This window comes from Catellatospora sp. NPDC049111, from assembly GCF_040648615.1.
GTDB lineage: Bacteria > Actinomycetota > Actinomycetes > Mycobacteriales > Micromonosporaceae > Catellatospora > Catellatospora aurea.
This window is the reverse complement of the sequence record NZ_JBEZEB010000043.1, coordinates 1-17,228: the sequence shown is the minus strand read 5'-3', so window position 1 is coordinate 17,228 and position 17,228 is coordinate 1. Positions and strand designations below refer to the sequence as shown.

Annotated in this window: 15 protein-coding genes; 11 read left to right on the top strand and 4 right to left on the bottom strand. The window is 71.3% G+C overall.

Features of this window, described 5'->3' with window-relative positions; translation table 11 throughout:
* Nucleotides 1-21 precede the first annotated feature (21 nt).
* Nucleotides 22-1,812 carry a serine/threonine-protein kinase gene (locus AB0B66_RS35795; protein ID WP_360538448.1) on the bottom strand — a complete coding sequence of 597 codons (1,791 nt, stop codon included), beginning with the start codon at nt 1,810-1,812 and terminating at the stop codon, nt 22-24.
* A gap of 208 nt (nt 1,813-2,020) precedes the next feature.
* Between AB0B66_RS35795 and AB0B66_RS35790 the strand changes: the two genes are divergently transcribed.
* Together AB0B66_RS35790 and AB0B66_RS35785 are read left to right on the top strand one after the other, a co-directional pair.
* On the top strand, nt 2,021-3,586 hold the full coding sequence (locus AB0B66_RS35790; protein WP_360538446.1) for a methylmalonyl-CoA mutase family protein: 1,566 nt from the start codon (nt 2,021-2,023) through the stop codon (nt 3,584-3,586).
* 408 nt (nt 3,587-3,994) lie between these two features.
* Nucleotides 3,995-5,257, top strand: coding sequence for an amidohydrolase (locus tag AB0B66_RS35785; RefSeq protein WP_360538444.1), 1,263 nt, complete (start codon nt 3,995-3,997; stop codon nt 5,255-5,257).
* 162 nt (nt 5,258-5,419) lie between these two features.
* Here AB0B66_RS35785 and AB0B66_RS35780 read toward each other — a convergent pair whose 3' ends face one another.
* On the bottom strand, nt 5,420-6,379 hold the full coding sequence (locus AB0B66_RS35780; protein WP_360538442.1) for a DUF4349 domain-containing protein: 960 nt from the start codon (nt 6,377-6,379) through the stop codon (nt 5,420-5,422).
* An 82-nt stretch (nt 6,380-6,461) separates the two neighbouring features.
* Here AB0B66_RS35780 and AB0B66_RS35775 point away from each other — a divergent pair, with 82 nt between their 5' ends.
* Nucleotides 6,462-7,100, top strand: coding sequence for an MBL fold metallo-hydrolase (locus AB0B66_RS35775; RefSeq protein WP_360538440.1), 639 nt, complete (start codon nt 6,462-6,464; stop codon nt 7,098-7,100).
* Here the strand turns inward: AB0B66_RS35775 and AB0B66_RS35770 are convergent.
* On the bottom strand, nt 7,097-7,672 hold the full coding sequence (locus AB0B66_RS35770) for an exonuclease domain-containing protein (RefSeq protein ID WP_360538438.1): 576 nt from the start codon (nt 7,670-7,672) through the stop codon (nt 7,097-7,099). The genes AB0B66_RS35775 and AB0B66_RS35770 overlap by 4 nt on opposite strands.
* Before the next feature lie 147 nt (nt 7,673-7,819).
* Between AB0B66_RS35770 and AB0B66_RS35765 the strand changes: the two genes are divergently transcribed.
* Nucleotides 7,820-8,557, top strand: coding sequence for a hypothetical protein (locus AB0B66_RS35765; RefSeq protein ID WP_360538529.1), 738 nt, complete (start codon nt 7,820-7,822; stop codon nt 8,555-8,557).
* Between the two features lie 161 nt (nt 8,558-8,718).
* Nucleotides 8,719-9,645: a GNAT family N-acetyltransferase gene (locus tag AB0B66_RS35760; protein ID WP_360538436.1), complete on the top strand. Its 927-nt coding sequence runs from the start codon at nt 8,719-8,721 to the stop codon at nt 9,643-9,645.
* Here AB0B66_RS35760 and AB0B66_RS35755 read toward each other — a convergent pair.
* Nucleotides 9,642-10,097 (bottom strand): gamma-glutamylcyclotransferase family protein, encoded by a 456-nt coding sequence (locus tag AB0B66_RS35755; RefSeq protein WP_203693259.1) that lies wholly within the window; start codon nt 10,095-10,097, stop codon nt 9,642-9,644. The two genes, AB0B66_RS35760 and AB0B66_RS35755, sit on opposite strands and share 4 nt — an antisense overlap.
* Before the next feature lie 146 nt (nt 10,098-10,243).
* On the opposite strand from AB0B66_RS35755, the gene AB0B66_RS35750 reads away from it, so the two are divergent.
* The 6 genes from AB0B66_RS35750 to AB0B66_RS35725 form a co-directional block, all read left to right on the top strand.
* Nucleotides 10,244-11,647 carry an NAD(P)H-quinone dehydrogenase gene (locus AB0B66_RS35750; RefSeq protein ID WP_360538434.1) on the top strand — a complete coding sequence of 468 codons (1,404 nt, stop codon included), beginning with the start codon at nt 10,244-10,246 and terminating at the stop codon, nt 11,645-11,647.
* A 151-nt stretch (nt 11,648-11,798) separates the two neighbouring features.
* Entirely contained in the window at nt 11,799-13,385 is a 1,587-nt protein-coding gene (locus tag AB0B66_RS35745) for a circularly permuted type 2 ATP-grasp protein (protein WP_360538432.1), read from the top strand.
* Nucleotides 13,379-14,335, top strand: coding sequence for an alpha-E domain-containing protein (locus AB0B66_RS35740; protein WP_360538430.1), 957 nt, complete (start codon nt 13,379-13,381; stop codon nt 14,333-14,335). The genes AB0B66_RS35745 and AB0B66_RS35740 overlap by 7 nt, the downstream gene beginning before the upstream one ends.
* Nucleotides 14,336-14,363: 28 nt before the next feature.
* Nucleotides 14,364-15,224, top strand: a complete 861-nt coding sequence (locus AB0B66_RS35735) for a transglutaminase family protein (RefSeq protein WP_360538428.1) — start codon at nt 14,364-14,366, stop codon at nt 15,222-15,224.
* Nucleotides 15,225-15,377: 153 nt separating this feature from the next.
* The gene (locus AB0B66_RS35730) at nt 15,378-16,817 is read left to right on the top strand and encodes a GuaB1 family IMP dehydrogenase-related protein (RefSeq protein WP_360538426.1); all 1,440 of its coding nucleotides are present in this window, start codon (nt 15,378-15,380) and stop codon (nt 16,815-16,817) included.
* Between the two features lie 98 nt (nt 16,818-16,915).
* A partial coding sequence (locus AB0B66_RS35725) for a hypothetical protein (protein WP_360538424.1) occupies nt 16,916-17,228 on the top strand: 313 nt, incomplete at its 3' end.

Below are 17,228 nucleotides of genomic sequence, written 5' to 3'. Positions count from 1 at the left end.
GTCGGTTGCTCGGCGAACCTCTCAGGTTGTGATCGTGAACGAGTCGATCGCCTGGTCGAAGAACGCCTTGTCCTGGGCGAACGAGTCCTCCCAGGTCGACAGGTAGATGTGGAACGCCGTGCCGCCCTCGACGCCGATCCGCCAGATCGCGTGCCGCGGGTTCTTGTTGGGCGGGGTGCACTGGTATTCCAGCTGCGCGGCGGTCTCCAGCGTGCCGAGCTTCTGGTCGCTGAGCTCGATCCGCTGGTAGGTGTCCTTCTGGCAGCGGTCTTCCTTCTTGAAGTTCTTCTCCGCGCCTTCCAGCTCCCGGGTCGGGTTGCCGCCCGACTTGTAGACGTTGATGCGCAGCCAGCGTTCCTTGTCGGTCGGGTCGCGGTAGTCGATGTAGCTGCCCGACTTGGCCGGGGTCCAGCCCTTGGGGACCAGCACCGTGACGTTCTTGAAGGTCACCCGCTGCATGCCCTCGGGCACCTGCGCGGAGGCGGACGAGGCCGCGGGGGCGCTCGGCGAGGCGCCGATCGCCGCGCCCTGCGGGGTCTCGTCGCCGCCGCCCATCACGGCCCAAGCCACGCCGGTGACCACGAGCACGCCCACGAGTCCCGCACCGACGGCCAGGCGCAGCTTCTTCGGCAGGGCCTTGACCTGGCCGACCACGCCGTCGAGCGCGGACGGGCCGGCCTTGGCGGTCTTCGGCGGGAGAGTCTGCAGGGCGCCGGTCGGCGCGGGGTGCGCCCCGGTCGGCATGTCCAGCGGGTCGGCAGCGCTCGCCCGGGTGCGGCCACCCGCCCGGGAGGCCGGCATCTCGCCGGTGTGCAGCAGCGCCCGGCCGCCGATCTCCTTGGCGGGGCGCTCGGGCTGCGCCGGGGTGACCCACGCGGTGGTGGCGGGCTGCGGCGCGACGACCGCCCACGGGTCGGTGACGTGCTGCGGCACGGCGTTCTGGGCCAGCGGGCCGGCCAGCAGCTCCCGCAGCGTGGCGCGGGCGGTGGTCACGTCCCAGCGCCGGTCCGGGTCCTTCTCCATGAGGCCGTAGAGCACCTCGCGCAGGGGACCGCAGCGCTGCGGGGGGACGGGCTCCTCCTCGACCACGGCGTGCATGGTCGCCAGCGGGTCGCCCTTGTCGAACGGCGGGCGGCCCTCGACGGCGGTGTACATGGTCACGCCGAGCGAGAACAGGTCGCTGGGCGGGCCGAAGCGGTGGCCCAGCGCGCGTTCGGGGGAGATGAAGTGGGGCGAGCCCAGCACCATGCCCGGGGTGGTCAGCTGCACGTCGGTCGGCAGTTTGGCCACGCCGAAGTCGGTGAGCACACAGCGGCCGTCCTTGGTGATCAGGACGTTGGCGGGCTTGACGTCGCGGTGCAGCACGCCCGCGGCGTGCGCCACCTCCAGCGCGCCGAGCAGCGCGATGCCGATCTTCGCGACCGCGCGGGGGGCCAGCGGGCCGTCCTCGATCACCATGTCGGCCAGGCCGCGGGCGTCGAGCAGCTCCATCACGATCCAGGGCCGGCCGCCCTCGGTGACCACGTCGAAGACCTGGACCACGCTCGGGTGCGACAGGCTCGCCGCGGCGCGGGCCTCGCGCAGGGTGCGCTCGTACATCGAGGCGGCGTCGCTGGCGGCCAGGCCCGGCGGCAGCACGACCTCCTTGACGGCGACCTCGCGGCGCAGCACGGTGTCGGCGGCACGCCACACGGTGCCCATGCCGCCGTGCCCGATCGCGGTGCGGAGTGAATAGCGTCCGCCGATGACGGTGCCCGGAGCCGCGCGGCCCGAAGAGGGATTGCCGCTCCAGGTGGATGCATGGGTGGTCACTGCTTAAGCCGCCAAAGGAGAGGGGACGATGGCAAAGGGGAATGGGGTCGCTCACCCCTATCCTGTACGACACCGCGCCGCAGGGAAAGCCGTGGGCGGGTTCTGAGACCGAATTTCACGGTTCCGTCCCCTTGCCATCACCCTCGGTGTACGTGATGTGCGTTATCCCTCACCCCGGGACCCGTCCGGGACGCCTAACATCCCCCGTATGAACGAGCGTTCACCGAGGCGTAGCGAGTCCGGCTTCCCGATCGAGCCCGTCTACGGCCCGGCCGACGGCGAGAAGCCCGGTCAGTACCCCTTCACCCGGGGTGTCTACCCGACGATGTACACCTCGCGCCCGTGGACCATGCGCCAGTACGCCGGGTTCGGCACGGCGGTGGAGTCCAACGCTCGCTACCACCAGCTGCTCAACGCGGGCACCATGGGCCTGTCGGTGGCGTTCGACCTGCCCACGCAGATGGGCTACGACTCCGACGAGCCGATCGCGCACGGCGAGGTCGGCAAGGTGGGCGTCGCGATCGACTCGATCGAGGACATGCGGCTGCTGTTCAAGGACATCCCGCTGGACAAGGTGTCCACCTCGATGACGATCAACGCGCCGGGCAGCGTGCTGCTGCTGCTCTACCAGCTGGTCGCCGAGGAGCAGGGGGTGCCGGGTGACAAGCTCAACGGCACCATCCAGAACGACATCCTCAAGGAGTACATCGCCCGCGGGACGTACATCTTCCCGCCCAAGCCGTCGCTGCGCCTGGTCGCCGACACGTTCGCCTACTGCCGGGCCGAGATCCCCAAGTGGAACACCATCTCGATCTCCGGCTACCACATGGCGGAGGCGGGCGCGACGCCCGTGCAGGAGATCGCGTTCACGCTGGCCGACGGCATCGAGTACGTGCGCGCCGCCGTCGCCGCAGGCCTGGACGTGGACACGTTCGCCCCGCGCCTGTCGTTCTTCTTCGTCGCCCGCACCACGCTGCTGGAGGAGGTGGCGAAGTTCCGCGCCGCCCGCCGCATCTGGGCCAAGGTGATGCGCGAGGAGTTCGGCGCCAAGGACCCGAAGTCGTGGATGCTGCGCTTCCACACCCAGACCGCGGGCGTGCAGCTCACCGCCCAGCAGCCCGAGGTCAACCTGGTCCGGGTCACCGCGCAGGCGCTCGGCGCGATCATGGGCGGCACCCAGTCGCTGCACACCAACTCCTACGACGAGGCCATCGCGCTGCCCACCGAGAAGGCCGCCCGGCTCGCCCTGCGCACCCAGCAGGTGCTGGCGTACGAGACCGACCTGACCGCCACGGTGGACCCGTTCGCGGGCTCGTACGTGGTCGAGGCGATGACGGACGAGATCGAGGCCGAGGCGCGGGCGCTGATCGACCGGGTGTTCGAGTACGGCTCGGCCGTCGACGCCATCGAAGCCGGCTTCCAGAAGCGCGAGATCGAGTCCTCGGCGTACCGCACCGCCCTGGAGATCGACTCCCGCGAGCGGGTGGTGGTGGGCCTGAACCGGTTCACCATCGACGTCGAGGAGCCGTACGAGCCGCTGCGCGTAAACCCGGCGATCGAGGCCGACCAGGCCGCCCGCCTGGCCCGGCTGCGCGCCGAACGCGACAACGACGCCGTCGACGCCGCCCTGGACAAACTCCGCGCCGCCGCCCACGGCACCGAGAACGTGCTCTATCCCATGCGCGAGGCCCTGCGCCTCAAGGCCACCGTCGGCGAGGTCTGCCACGCCCTGCGTGCCGTCTGGGGCACCCACGCCCCCCGCGAAACCTTCTGACCCACCCCCCTCACCCACCCCGGCGGGCGACCCCCGCCGGGGTGGTTTGTTTCTGGGTTGATCATGAACTTATGGCACGGTTCGGCGGTGTTTTCTGTCCACAGGTTCCTGATCGAATCGGCCGTGCGGTCCTCCTTGTGGGACAACGGAATCGGCGCGCACCGAATGTGCGACGGAAATATCGGTGGTGATGTCAGTCTCGCGTGTTGCGTGACCCGGCACGTCGTCACCCGTTGTAGGAGGTGAGGACACTTGCCATCGAGGGTCCTGCACGCTTGCCAAGGCTCCGACCTGCTCGAATGTGACTCTGAGCAACCCAACTACTACAAAGATGTAGTTGCGCAGAGTCACCGGTGCAGGGCTAGGCTGGACGCTGTTTATCCCATCGACCGAGATCGAGAATCTGCCGTGACGAGTGCGCTGGCGCTGCCCAAGAGCAGCTTGCTGACGTCGTCCATGGTGTCCGAGATCATGTCGGACACCGATCCGCTACCTGGCCGGCTCGACCGCTGGCTCGCCGCGCACGGCGCGAACCTGGTAGCGGTACGACGTCACCTTCACGCGCACCCGGAACTCTCGCACCAGGAGTTCGAGACCGCCGCACTGGTCGCCCGCGAGCTCGCGGCCGCCGGTCTGCAGCCGAAGTTCCTGCCCCGCGGCAACGGCGTGATGTGTGACATCGGCGAGGGCGACCGGGTCATCGCGCTGCGCGCCGACCTCGACGCGCTGCCACTGCCGGACACCAAGGACGTGCCGTACCGCTCGACGGTCGCCAACGCGGCCCACGCCTGCGGCCACGACGTGCACACCACGGTGCTGCTCGGGGTCGGCCTGGCGCTGGCCCAGCTGGAGCAGCAGGGCGGCATCGGCGGCCGGGTGCGGCTGATCTTCCAGCCCGCCGAGGAGTCGATCAACTCGGGAGCGCCCGAGATGATCTCCGCGGGCGCGCTGAAGGACGTCGCGGCGATCTACGCGCTGCACTGCGCGCCGCAGCTGCCCGTGGGCATCGTGGGCGTGCGCTCCGGTGCGATCACCGCCGCCTGCGACGCGGTCGAGGTGCGGCTGAGCGGCAAGGGCGGCCACACCGCCCGCCCCCACCTGACCGCCGACCTGGTGTACGCGCTGGGACGGGTGGTGACGGAGGTGCCCGCGTTGCTGGGACGCCGGGTCGATCCGCGGGCCGGGCTGTCCATGGTCTTCGGCTCGATCCACGCCGGCGAGGCCTCCAACGCCATCCCGAACGAGGGCAGCGCCAAGGGCACCATCCGGGTGCTCAACCGCGACGCCTGGCGCGAGGCCCCCGACCTCGTCACCCAGCTCATCAAGGACGTGGTCGCCGGCACGGGCGCGAAGGCCGACGTGCGCTACACCCGCGGCGTGCCCCCGGTGATCAATGACCGGATGGCCTCCGCGGTGATCGCGGGCGCGGCCGGTGCGGCGCTGGGCGCGGAGCGGGTCGTCGAGGCCGAGATCAGCATGGGCGGCGAGGACTTCGCTTTCTACCTGGAGCACGTGCCCGGCGCGATGATCCGGCTGGGCACGGGCATCCCCGGCTCCGCCCCGATGGACATCCACCAGTCCGCCTTCGACGTCGACGAGCGCGCCATCGGCTACGGCGTGCGCACCATGGTCCACACCGCCCTGGCGGCGCTGGCCTCCCCCTCCTTCTGATCCGATTCGCGACACGAAAGCCCCGGCCCGCGCCGGGGCTTTCGTGCGTAGCCGGTCCGCCGCTCCGCGGCATGATCGCCGTTTCCGGTCGAGAAGTGCGGGGGGACCGCACTCTTTGACCGGAAACGGCGATCACCGACGACTCGCCCGCTGACGCGGGGGTCAGTCGTCGGTGGAGGTGGAGGGCGGGGCCGCGGGCACGGTGGCGGGGGCCGGAGCGGGCCTACGGCGTCGGCGCAGGGCGATCACCAGGCCGACCGGAATCGCCAGGGCGACCAGGAACGGCAGCAGGAAGCCCAGGATCGCCAGCGCCACCTGCACCGAGGCGACGAAGGCGTCCCAGCCCGCCGCAAGCCCGCCCAGGAAGCCCGGCAGGGGCTCCTCCTCGGGCTCGGGCAGCGGGGTGTGCGGGCCGACCAGCGTCACGGTGATCGTGGACAGCGAGACCAGGTCGTCCAGGCCCGCCTTCTTGCGCTCCAGGGAGGCCAGCTCGGCCTGGCGCTGGTTCAGCTCGCGCTCCAGCATCACCACCTCGCTGAGCTGCTTGGCCTGCGCGAACATCCGGCGCACCGACTCGACGCTGGCCTTCTGGGCGGCGATGCGGGTGTCCAGGTCGACGACCGCCTCGGTGACGTCCTCGGTGTTCGAGCTCCGGCTGAGTTCGGTGCCCAGCTTCGCGACCTGCTCCACCACGCCGTGGAACTGCTTCGCGGGCACCCGGACCGTGATCGAGGCCTGGGACTCGGTGCCGTCGTTGACGCGCTTCTCCGCCCCGATGTGCCCGCCCGCCGTGGTGACCAGCGAGGTCAGCCGGTCGGCGGACGCGGCGACGTCGTCGACGCGCACGGAGATGTCACCGCGGTAGATCAGGGACCGGCCGACGACCGGCCCGCCGGTGGCGGTGACGCCATCGGGAACGACCGCCGCACCCTCCCCGGTCTTGCCGTTCTGCTGGTATCCCAGGCCGGCGCCGCCGTCCGCGGGTGCCTCGGGCGCGGCGCCCCCCGGCATGCCCGTGTCGGTCGCCGTCCCGTCGGCCGCCGAACAACCCGCGAGCAACAGCAGAGCGCTCAGTGCCACTGTTACGAACGTCTTCTTCATGCCTTTGCGGACGTCACTCATGACCTCTCAGGTTCCGGCAGACTGGTCACGGAAGGACGACATTCGGGCCACGAATTCACGAGACACGGAAAGGCGGCCACCGATGCGGGTGACGAAGTTCTCGCACTCCTGCCTGCGGATCGAGCACGACGACGCGGTCGTGGTGATCGATCCCGGGGTATGGAGCGAGTCGGAGCGCGCCCTCGACGGGGCCGACGCGGTGCTGCTCACCCATGAGCATGCCGACCACGTGGACGCCGACCGGCTGGCCGACGCGCTGGCCAAGCGGCCCTCGATCACGATCCACGCGCACCCGGACGTGGTGGACAAGTTCGCCGCGCAGTGGGCGGGTGCGGCCGTTCCGGTCACCTCCGGGCACGCGTTCACCGCGGCCAACCTGCTGGTACGGGCGTACGGCGGGCTGCACGCCGTGATCCACCCGGAGATCCCGCAGGTGGCGAATCTCGGCTTCCTGGTCAACGAGTCGCTCTACCACCCCGGGGACTCGTTCGACGTGCCCGAGGGCGCCAACGTGGAGACCCTCTTCGTGCCGATCTCCGGCCCCTGGCTGAAACTGGCCGAGTCGATCGACTTCGTGCGGGCCGTCAAGCCGCGGCGGGCGTACGCCATGCACGACTGCCTGTTCAACGAGCAGGGTCTCGCGCTCACCGACGCGCACATGACGGCGCGCTCGGGAGCCGAGTACGCGCGGCTGGCCGCCGGGTCCACGGTGGCGGTCTAGGCGGAGCCGTCCCAGGTCATCAGGTTCGCGAACAGGTCGGCCTGCTCGACCGCGTCGTCAAGCGCGTGGTGCGTGTGCCGCCGGGTGGACATCAGGTGCCGCGGCATGGCGCGCTTGGTCGCCCGGCCGAGCGGCACGCCCGCCCGGATCGCGTACGCCGTCTTCACGTCCAGGCAGCCGGAGTGCCCGAACACGCTGGCCCCGGTGAACCGGATCAGGTACCAGTACACGAACATCCAGTCGAAACTGGCCGGGTACGCGACGAACACCGGCCGGAACTCACCGGCCGTGGCGGTGACCCACTTGCTGAACTCCCGCATCGCCACCACCGGTTCCGTGCCCTCGCGCTGCAGCGCCGCCCGGTCCAGCCCGGACACCTCCAACGCGGCCGGCACGAACTCGTCGCTGATCGGCTTCAGCTCGCGGTAGAACGTCGCCGCGGTCGGCTCGGCCCGCGCGAAGGCCTCACCCCTGGTCCCGGCCACCGCCGCGCCGAAGCTCAGCATCGAGTACGGCCCCGGGATCGGGCCGTCGGCCTCCACATCGACCGAGAAGTACATGTCCGCGCGCACCGCGCACCACGCTTTCGACGAGGGTGTATGCAACGCGAGCCAGCCTAGGGCGGCCCGGTCCACGTCGCACCCGCTTTCCGGGGGGCTGACCTGGCGCGTCCGGCGCGGCACAATCCACATGTGACACCCCCTTTGACGGCCACGCCCATGCAGACCGCGGCGATGGCGGCCGATGCGGTGAACCGGCTCGGCGGCGCGTTCCTGGAATGCCCCCGCACCCTGCGCCGTGCCCGCGAACTCGGCCTCACCGGCTGGGCCTGCTATGTCGCCGGGCGTGGCGGGGCGCTGGGGGACGTGCGCCCCGACACCGTCGCCGCGGCGCTGGGCCTGATCACGCCCGAGGCGGTGCGCGACGGCTGGGACGCGGCCCGGCGCGCGTTGTCGCCCCGCGAGGTCGCCGCGCACCTGCTCGCCGAGTGCTGCCGCTGGGGCAGCGAGCACCTCGACGACGCGGCCAAGGTGGACCGGTTGGTGGAGCTGACCGAGAAGGCGGTGCTGGCCGCCGACGGCTCAGGCCTGCCGCTGTTCGCCGCGTGGCGGGCGATGCCGGTGCCCGACGACGGGCCGGGCGCCCGCGCCGCCGTCGCGCTGCACCTGCTGCGCGAGCACCGGGCCGGGGCGCTGCTGCTCGGGGTGCGGTCCAGCGGCCTGAGCCCGGTCCAGGCGCTGATCGCGGGCCCCGAGGGCGAGGCGGCCGCGGTCGCGTTCGGCTGGCAGCCGCCGTACCCGCCGGTGGCTCCGCTGCTGCGCCGCCGGGCCTGGGCCGACGCGGTGGCCGACCGCATCAGCGGCCAGGCCGTCCAGAACTTCACCCCCGCCGAACGCGGCGAATGGATCACGATCCTCAAGGACACCACCCGCACCGTCTTCTCCCGCCACCGCTGACCCCGCCCCTTGATCATCCGACTTGCCTGGCAACTGTGCGTATCTTGAGCTCGCATTCGCCCACCTGCCCGGCAAGCCGAGCGATCTTGACCGGCCGCGCGGGCGAGTGGGCCGGGCAAATCCGGTGGTGACCTTCCGGGGTGGGTTGTCAGGATGGCGGCGTGACGAACGAACTTCCCGAGGGCTGGTCATTCCGGCCGACGCGTGACGAGGACGCCGCTGACCTGCTGGCGCTCGTGCACGCCAGTGACATGACCGCGGTGGGCTTCGCCGACTTCGCCCCGGAGGACGTCGCCGAGGCGCTGGCGGGGCCGTACAGCACGGTCGCGGTGACCGCCGCCGGTGCGATCGCGGGCTGGGGCTACCTGGAGAACCCGGGCGAGGCCCCGCGCGACTTCCTGGAGGTCTACGTCCACCCCGAGGGTGGCCGTCCCGCGATGCGCCCGCTGCTGGCGCGCATGCTGGCCGAGACGGAGCGCCGGGCGCGCGAGCGCGGCGAGGGAACGGTGCGGGCCGGGGCCATCCCGGTCGAGGCCTACTGGATCGAGTCGCTGACCGCGGCGGGCTTCGACTTCGTCAAGCAGTACGCCCGCATGCAGCTCGACCTGCCCGCCCCGGCGCTGGACCCGGTGCCCGGCGTGACCGTGCGCGCGGTGACCGAGGCGGACATGCCGGAGTTCTTCGACGTGCTCGACGCCGCGTTCCGGGACACCCCCGACTACCAGCCGACCGGCTACGACCGGTGGCGCGAGCGTTTCCTCGACGGCCACCGGGTGCGCCTGGACGAGTGGTTCGTCGCCGAGGTGGACGGCGTGATGGCCGGCATCCTGCAGTCGTCGGAGCAGAGCGAAGCCGTCAACGAGGGCTGGGTGAAGCACCTCGCGGTGCGCGCCGAGTTCCGCAAGCGTGGCGTCGGCCGGGCGCTGCTCGCCGCCGCGTTCGCCCGCTACCTGGCCAACGGCCGGGTCTCCGCGGGCCTGGGCGTGGACCTGGCGAACCCGACCGAGGCCATCCGGCTCTACACCGGCGTCGGCATGCGGGCGGCCTACCAGGCCAACATCTACGAGCGGCCGGCCCTGCCGAGCTAGGGCCGGACGGTGCGGGTGGGCCGGGCGCGCAGGGCGGCGACGTAGTCGTCGGGCGCGCCCGCCTTCTCCGCCGCGTTCGCGATCTCGGACAGGTACCAGGCGGTCGGCAGGCCGCCCTCGTACCCGTTGAAGACGTAGACGTAGGCCAGCGCGCTGCCGTCCAGGGTCGCGACCCGTAGTTGCAGCTTGGTGTAGGTGCCCGCGTTGGCGCCCTCGACCTCGTCGAGCGCCGCCTCGTCCCACGGGTGCACGTCGTACAGCGCCACGAAGATCCGGTCTCCGGGCGACTCCACGATCGTGGTGACCGCGCCTTCCCAGCCGACCTCGTCCTCGCCTGCGAAGGTCAGCCGCCAATCTTCGAGCCAGCCGGTCCCGACCATAGGCGAGTGCGGACAGTAGGCCCGCATGCGGGCTGGGTCCAGGTTCGAGCCGTACGCTGCGTAATGACGCACGGCGATGACGATAGCCGCCCGGACGCCTTGCTGAGAATACGCCCGTGCGTGTCGGACCATTCGGTGTCTTTTCCGGCACGCTGGGTGAGCGTGAGCCCGGTCGCATCCGCGCCTGGCCGACTTGCCCGGTAGGGAAGAATGACACCGTGAGTCGGATTGTGATCATCGGTGGCGGCCCCGCCGGATACGAGGCGGCGCTGGTCGCCGCGCAGCTCGACGCGGACGTCACGGTCGTGGAGGCGGACGGCGCCGGCGGCGCCTGCGTGCTGCACGACTGCGTCCCGTCCAAGACCTTCATCGCCAGCTCCGAGGTCGTGACGAGCTACCGGGACACCGAGGAGTTCGGCGTCCACTACGAGGGCGCGGGCACCGTCACCGTCGACGCCGCCGCGGTCCACGGCCGGGTGAAGCGGCTGGCCCTGGCACAGTCCGGCGACATCCACGCGAAGCTGATCAAGGCCGGGGTCACCCTGGTCAAGGGCACCGCGAAGATGGGCGACGACACCCTCGGCCACACCCACCGGGTGCGGGTGCGCCCGGCCGACGGCGACGCCGAGTACGCCATCGACGCGAGCACCGTGCTGATCGCGACCGGCGCGACGCCGCGGCGGCTGGCCAGCGCGCTGCCCGACGGCGAGCGCATCCTGACCTGGCGCCAGGTGTACGACCTGCCGGCGCTGCCCGAGCACCTGATCGTCATCGGCTCGGGTGTCACCGGCGCCGAGTTCGCCTCGTCGTACCTGGCCATGGGCGTGCCGGTGACCCTGGTGTCGTCCCGCGACCGGGTCATGCCGCACGAGGACGCCGACGCGGCGATGGCGATCGAGCGGGTGTTCCGGGCCCGCGGCATGACGATCCTGAACAATTCGCGGGCCGACGCGGTCAAGCGGGTCGGCGACGGCGTCGAGGTCACCCTGTCCGACGGCCGGGTGGTCACCGGCTCGCACGCGCTGATGGCGGTCGGCTCCATCCCCAACACCACCGACCTGGGCCTGATCGAATACGGCGTCAACGTGGGCCCCGGCGGTTACGTCACGGTCGACCGGGTGTCGCGCACCAACGTGCCCGGGGTGTACGCCGCCGGCGACTGCACCGGCGTGCTCCCGCTGGCCAGCGTCGCGGCCATGCAGGGCCGGATCGCGATGTGGCACGCGCTCGGCGAGGCGGTGGCCCCGCTGCGGCTGCGCACCGTCGCCGCGAACGTCTTCACCGACCCGGAGCTGGCCACGGTCGGTGTCTCCCAGGCCGACGTGGACAGCGGCAAGGTTCCGGCCCGGCAGGTCATGCTGCCGCTGGCCGGCAACGCCCGCGCCAAGATGGCGGGCCTCGACGACGGCTTCATCAAGCTGTTCTGCCGCCCGGCCAGCGGCATCGTGGTCGGCGGCGTCGTCGTCGCGCCCCGGGCCAGCGAGCTGATCATGCCGCTGACCATGGCGGTGGAGAACCACATGACGGTGGACCAGCTCGCCCACACCATCACCATCTACCCGTCGCTGAGCGGCAGCCTCGCCGAGGCCGCCCGCCAGCTGATGCAGCACGACGTCGAGTAGGCCGCCACTTCATCGCAACTCCAGTTACCATAACTGGAGTTGCGATGAAGTGATTCAGTCTAAATCGGACATTGCGCTGACCGTTTTGTTCCGGCGTCCCAGATCTCACATCGTTTACGCAATCGCAACGCTTCCCGCGTAGCGTCGGGACATGGCGGACCTTTTCGAGGATTACCCGCTCGGACCCGGCTGGGACGAGATGTTCGGGGTTCCCGGCGAGCCCCGGCCCACCTACGAGGCGCTGCACGCGACCCTGCGCCCGCTGGCCGGCGGCGAGCTGCGGATCCGGGCCGAGGTGCTGGCCAGAGCCTTCCTCGACCAGGGCATCACGTTCGCCCTCAAGGGCGTCGAGCGGCCGTTCCCGCTGGACATCGTGCCCCGCATCATCGCCGCCGAGCAGTGGCGGCACGTCGAGGCCGGCGTCGCCCAGCGGGTGCGCACCCTGGAGGCGTTCCTGGCCGACGTTTACGGCGAAGGCAACGTCCTCAAGGACGGCATCGTGCCCCGGCGGCTCATCGTGACCAGCGCCCACTTCCACCGCGAGGCGGCCGGCATCGTGCCGCCGAACGGGGTGCGCGTGCACGTCGCCGGGGTCGACCTGATCCGCGACGAGGCCGGTGAGTTCCGGGTCCTGGAGGACAACGTGCGCACCCCGTCCGGGGTGAGCTACGTGATGGAGAACCGGCGCGCCATGGCGCACGTGCTGCCCGAGGTGTTCGCGCAGACCCGGGTGCGGCCCGTCGAGTCGTACCCCGGCATGCTCCTGCAGGCCCTGCGCGCCTCGGCACCGGCCGGAGTGGACGATCCAACCGTGGTGGTGCTCACCCCGGGCGTGCACAACTCGGCGTACTTCGAGCACGCGCTGCTGGCCCGGGAGATGGGCGTGGAGCTGGTCGAGGGACGCGACCTGGTCTGCGCAGGCCACGAGGTCGCCATGCGCACCACCGCGGGCGAGCAGCGCGTCGACGTGATCTACCGGCGCATCGACGACGAGTTCCTCGACCCGGTGCACTTCCGGGCCGACTCGATGCTCGGCTGCGCGGGCCTGCTCAACGCCGCGCGCGCGGGCAACGTCACCATCGCCAACGCGGTCGGCAACGGCGTCGCCGACGACAAGCTGCTCTACACGTACGTGCCCGACCTGATCCGCTACTACCTGGGCGAGGAACCGCTGCTGGCCAACGTGGAGACGTACCGGCTGGACGACCCGGACGTGCGCACCCACGTGCTGAGCCGGCTGGACGAGCTGGTGCTCAAGCCGGTCGACGGGTCGGGCGGCGCGGGCATCGTGATCGGCTCGCAGGCCGCCGAGGAGCAGCTGGAGCACGTACGCCAGCGCATCCGGCTCGACCCGCGCGGCTGGATCGCCCAGCGTGAGGTGAAGCTGTCCATGGTGCCGACGCTGATCGAGGACCGGCTCCGGCCCCGGCACGTGGACCTGCGGCCGTTCGCGGTCAACGACGGCAACCAGGTCCGAGTGCTGCCCGGCGGGCTGACCCGGGTGGCGCTGCCCGAGGGCGCGCTGGTCGTCAACTCCAGTCAGGGCGGCGGCTCCAAGGACACCTGGGTGCTGCCCGAGCCCGGCTCCCCGGCCGAGGACTGGCAGGACCCGTTCCCCGGGGAGATCACGGTCATCCCGTCGCCACGCCGCCCCGACCCGGGGCCCGGCCAGTCCGGCAACAACCAGCAACAGCAGCAGCAACAGCAGGCACGCGCCGACGGGAGGGTTCAATGCTGAGCCGGATCGCCGAATCGCTGTACTGGATCGGCCGCTACGTCGAGCGGGCCGAGGACACCGCCCGCATCCTCGACGTGCACCTGCACCGCATGCTGCAGGACCCGTGGACCGACGAGGAGCAGGCCTGCCGGTCGCTGCTGTCGGTCATGGGGCTGCCGATCGGCCCCGACGAAAGCGCCAGCCTGCCCGGCGTCGTCGAGCGCCTCGGCCTCGACCTGACCAGCACCAGCTCGGTGCTCGGGGCGCTGGCCGCCGCCCGGGAGAACGCCCGCGGCGCGCGCGAGACGGTCAGCGCCGAGATGTGGGAGTGCCTCAACACCACCTGGCTCGGCCTGGCCGGGTCGCGCCGCCGCATCGAGGAGGGCGGCGTGCACCAGTTCTTCACCTGGGTACGCGAACGCTGCTCGGTGCTGGCCGGGCTCGCCGACGCCACCATGAGCCGCGACGAGGGCTGGCTGTTCCTGGTGCTGGGCCGCAGTGTGGAGCGGGTCGACATGACCGCCCGCCTGCTGTCCACGCACACCCGGGCCGGCGGGAGCATCCCGAACTGGCTGACCCTGCTGCGCTCGTGCGGGGCGTGGGAGACCTACCTGCGCACCTACCGCGGCTCGCTCAGCGACCGGCACGCGGCCGAGTTCCTGCTGCTCGACCGGCTGTTCCCGCGGTCGATCCTGGCCGCGCTGGTCACCGCCGAGTCCTGCCTGGCCGAGCTGGAGCCCGTCGCGGGCACCACCCGCACCGGCCGGGTCGGCATGGGCACCGACGCGCAGCGCATCCTCGGCCGCGCCCGCACCGACCTGGCCTACCGCTCGCCCGACGAGCTGCTCGCCGACCTCGGCCCGGTCCTGTCCGGCCTGGAACGCACCTGCTCCCAGGTCAACGACGCGGTCTCGGCCCGCTACTTCCGCCAGACCGCCGCCGTCCACTGGCAGGCCGGAGCGGTCGCATGAACCGGTATTCCGTAGAAGGGCGGCACGCATGACGGTCTCGGGCCCGGGGTGGCGGTTGCAGATTCGGCACAGGACCGGTTTCCAGTACGGCGGGCCGGTCGCGTCGTCGTACAACGAGGCGCGGATGTCGCCGAGCTCGGAGGCGCGGCAGACGGTGCTCGACGCCCGGGTCAGCGTGTGGCCCACCGCCCGCACGTACCGCTACCAGGACTACTGGGGCACCACGGTGACCTCGTTCGACGTCCAGGTGCCGCACGAGGTGCTGGAGGTGATCGCCGACGCGACCGTGGAGACGTCCGGCCCGGCCGCGCTGCGCGCCGACGGCCCGTCCTGGGCGGAGCTGACCGACCCGAACGACGTCGACCGCTGGCAGGAACTGCTGCTGCCGACGCCGCGCACCGCGCTCGACGAGGAACTGGGCGCGCTCGCCGCGCAACTGCGCGCCGCGCACGGGCCGGACGAGGCCGCGCTGGCCGTGTTCGACCTGGTCCGGCGGGAGGTGGAGTACACGCCGGGGGCGACCGGGGTGATGACCGACGCGGTGCACGTGTGGCGGCAGAAGCAGGGCGTCTGCCAGGACATCTCGCACCTGTCCGTGGCGCTGCTGCGGGCCATGGGTCTGCCCGCCCGGTACGTCTCCGGTTACCTGCACCCGACCCCGAACGCGCCGCTGGGCAAGCCGGTGACCGGGCAGAGCCACGCGTGGGTGGAGTGGTGGTCGGGGCAGTGGCACGCGTACGACCCGACGAACGGCGTACCGGTCGGCGAGCGCCACGTGGTGGTCGGCCGCGGCCGCGACTACGGCGACGTGCCCCCGCTCAAGGGCGTCTACGCGGGCCCCTCCAACACCGGCCAGTCCGTGGAGGTCACGCTGACTCGGGTGAGGTAAAACTACCCAACGAATTAGCTAAACTACCTAATTTGATGATCAATTAGGTAGTTTAGCTAATTCCTTGTCGTGTTTCAGGGGACTATGTGTCCGGCTGATGCGGATATGCCAGTCGGTACAGGGCCGGTCGGTTCCATGGGTGAAGATGGCCTCATGCGGTTCCTGTCCGGTGCGCAGCCCGCGCACGATCTGACCTACAGCGATGTCTTCATGGCGCCGAGCCGTTCCGAGGTCGGCTCGCGCATGGAGGTGGATCTGTCCACCGCCGACGGCACCGGGTGCACCATCCCGATCGTGGTGGCGAACATGACCGCGATCGCCGGGCGGCGCATGGCCGAGACGGTGTCGCGGCGCGGCGGCCTCGCGGTGATCCCGCAGGACATCCCGAGCGCCGTGGTGACCGAGGTGGTCGGCTGGGTGAAGCAGCGGCACCTGGTGCACGACACGGCCATCACGCTGCGCCCGCACGAGACCGTCGGCGACGCCATCCACCTGCTGCCCAAGCGGGCGCACGGGGCCGTGGTGGTCGTCGACGAGCAGGGCCGCCCACTGGGGCTGGTCACCGAGTCCGACACGATGGGCGTGGACCGGTTCTCCCAGGTACGCGACGTGATGTCGACGGAGCTGCTGACGGTGCCCGCCACGGCCAGCCCGCGCGAGGCGTTCGACATCCTCAACCAGGGCCGGCGCAAGGTCGCCCCGGTGGTCGACCACGAGGGGCGGCTGGCGGGGATCACGACCCGGCAGGGGGCGCTGCGGGCGACGCTGTACACCCCGGCGCTGGACGAGAAGGGGCGGCTGCGGGTCGCGGCGGCGATCGGCATCAACGGCGACGTGGCCGGCAAGGCCGCCGAGCTGCTGGAGGGCGGCGTGGACGTGCTGGTCGTGGACACCGCGCACGGCCACCAATCCCGCATGATCAACGCGCTGCGGGCGGTGCGCTCGGTCGATCCGCAGGTGCCGGTTGTGGCGGGCAACGTGGTGACCGCCGAGGGGGTACGCGACCTCGTCGAGGCGGGAGCCGACATCATCAAGGTCGGCGTGGGCCCCGGCGCGATGTGCACCACGCGCATGATGACCGGGGTGGGCCGGCCCCAGTTCTCGGCGGTGCTGGAGTGCGCGGCGGCGGCCCGTGAGCTGGGCCGGCACGTGTGGGCCGACGGCGGCGTACGCCATCCTCGGGATGTGGCCCTGGCCCTGGCCGCGGGCGCGGCGAACGTGATGATCGGGTCGTGGCTGGCGGGCACCTACGAATCGCCCGGCGACCTCTACACCGACCCGGACGGGCGGCGCTACAAGGAGAACTTCGGTATGGCCTCGGCGCGGGCGGTCAGCGCGCGCACCGCCGAGGACTCGGCGTTCGACCGCGCCCGCAAGGCCGTCTTCGAGGAGGGCATCTCCACCGCCAAGATGTACCTGGACCCGGCCCGTCCCGGCGTGGAGGACGTCATCGACGAGATCGTCGCCGGGGTCCGCAGCGCCTGCACCTACGCGGGCGCCACCAACCTGGAGGAGTTCCACGCCCGAGCCCTCATCGGTGTCCAGTCGACGGCGGGCTACACCGAGGGCATGCCCCTGCCCACGTCATGGTGAGAAGCCACCGCACGGGTCACAGGGTGTTCCGTGTCACCCGGATCAGGTCCGGCGTCCTATAGAGTGGGGCGCATATGGCTACTTATCGAAGTGCTGCAGTGCTGATCTCCGCGGACGGCACGCGAACGTCCGGCTCCGCCGCTCTGTTCACCGAACCCGGCCGTAACGGCGGCGTCCGGCCCTGGGCGGGCGATTTCCGGCCCGCGGCCGACTCCGCGGCCATCAAGAACCCGGTCGGCTTGACCTTGACCCTGGAGATGCCGGACGGCCGTTGCGGCAAGGTGGTCGTCCAGAGCCTCAAGGGCGGCTCCAAGATGCCCACCACGATCACCAGCAGCACCACGGCCACCTTGATCGCGACCAGAACGCCGGAGACCCGGCTCGACAGCTTGGTGCCCAGTACGCCCAGGA

What these genes read in the sequence shown, in the direction of transcription:
- AB0B66_RS35790 (WP_360538446.1), top strand. Translation starts at nt 2,021, where the DNA reads ATGAACGAGCGTTCACCGAGGCGTAGCGAGTCCGGCTTCCCGATCGAG.
- AB0B66_RS35780 (WP_360538442.1), bottom strand. Translation starts at nt 6,379, where the DNA reads ATGAGTGACGTCCGCAAAGGCATGAAGAAGACGTTCGTAACAGTGGCA.
- AB0B66_RS35775 (WP_360538440.1), top strand. Translation starts at nt 6,462, where the DNA reads ATGCGGGTGACGAAGTTCTCGCACTCCTGCCTGCGGATCGAGCACGAC.
- AB0B66_RS35765 (WP_360538529.1), top strand. Translation starts at nt 7,820, where the DNA reads ATGCAGACCGCGGCGATGGCGGCCGATGCGGTGAACCGGCTCGGCGGC.
- AB0B66_RS35745 (WP_360538432.1), top strand. Translation starts at nt 11,799, where the DNA reads ATGGCGGACCTTTTCGAGGATTACCCGCTCGGACCCGGCTGGGACGAG.
- AB0B66_RS35740 (WP_360538430.1), top strand. Translation starts at nt 13,379, where the DNA reads ATGCTGAGCCGGATCGCCGAATCGCTGTACTGGATCGGCCGCTACGTC.
- AB0B66_RS35735 (WP_360538428.1), top strand. Translation starts at nt 14,364, where the DNA reads ATGACGGTCTCGGGCCCGGGGTGGCGGTTGCAGATTCGGCACAGGACC.
- AB0B66_RS35730 (WP_360538426.1), top strand. Translation starts at nt 15,378, where the DNA reads ATGCGGTTCCTGTCCGGTGCGCAGCCCGCGCACGATCTGACCTACAGC.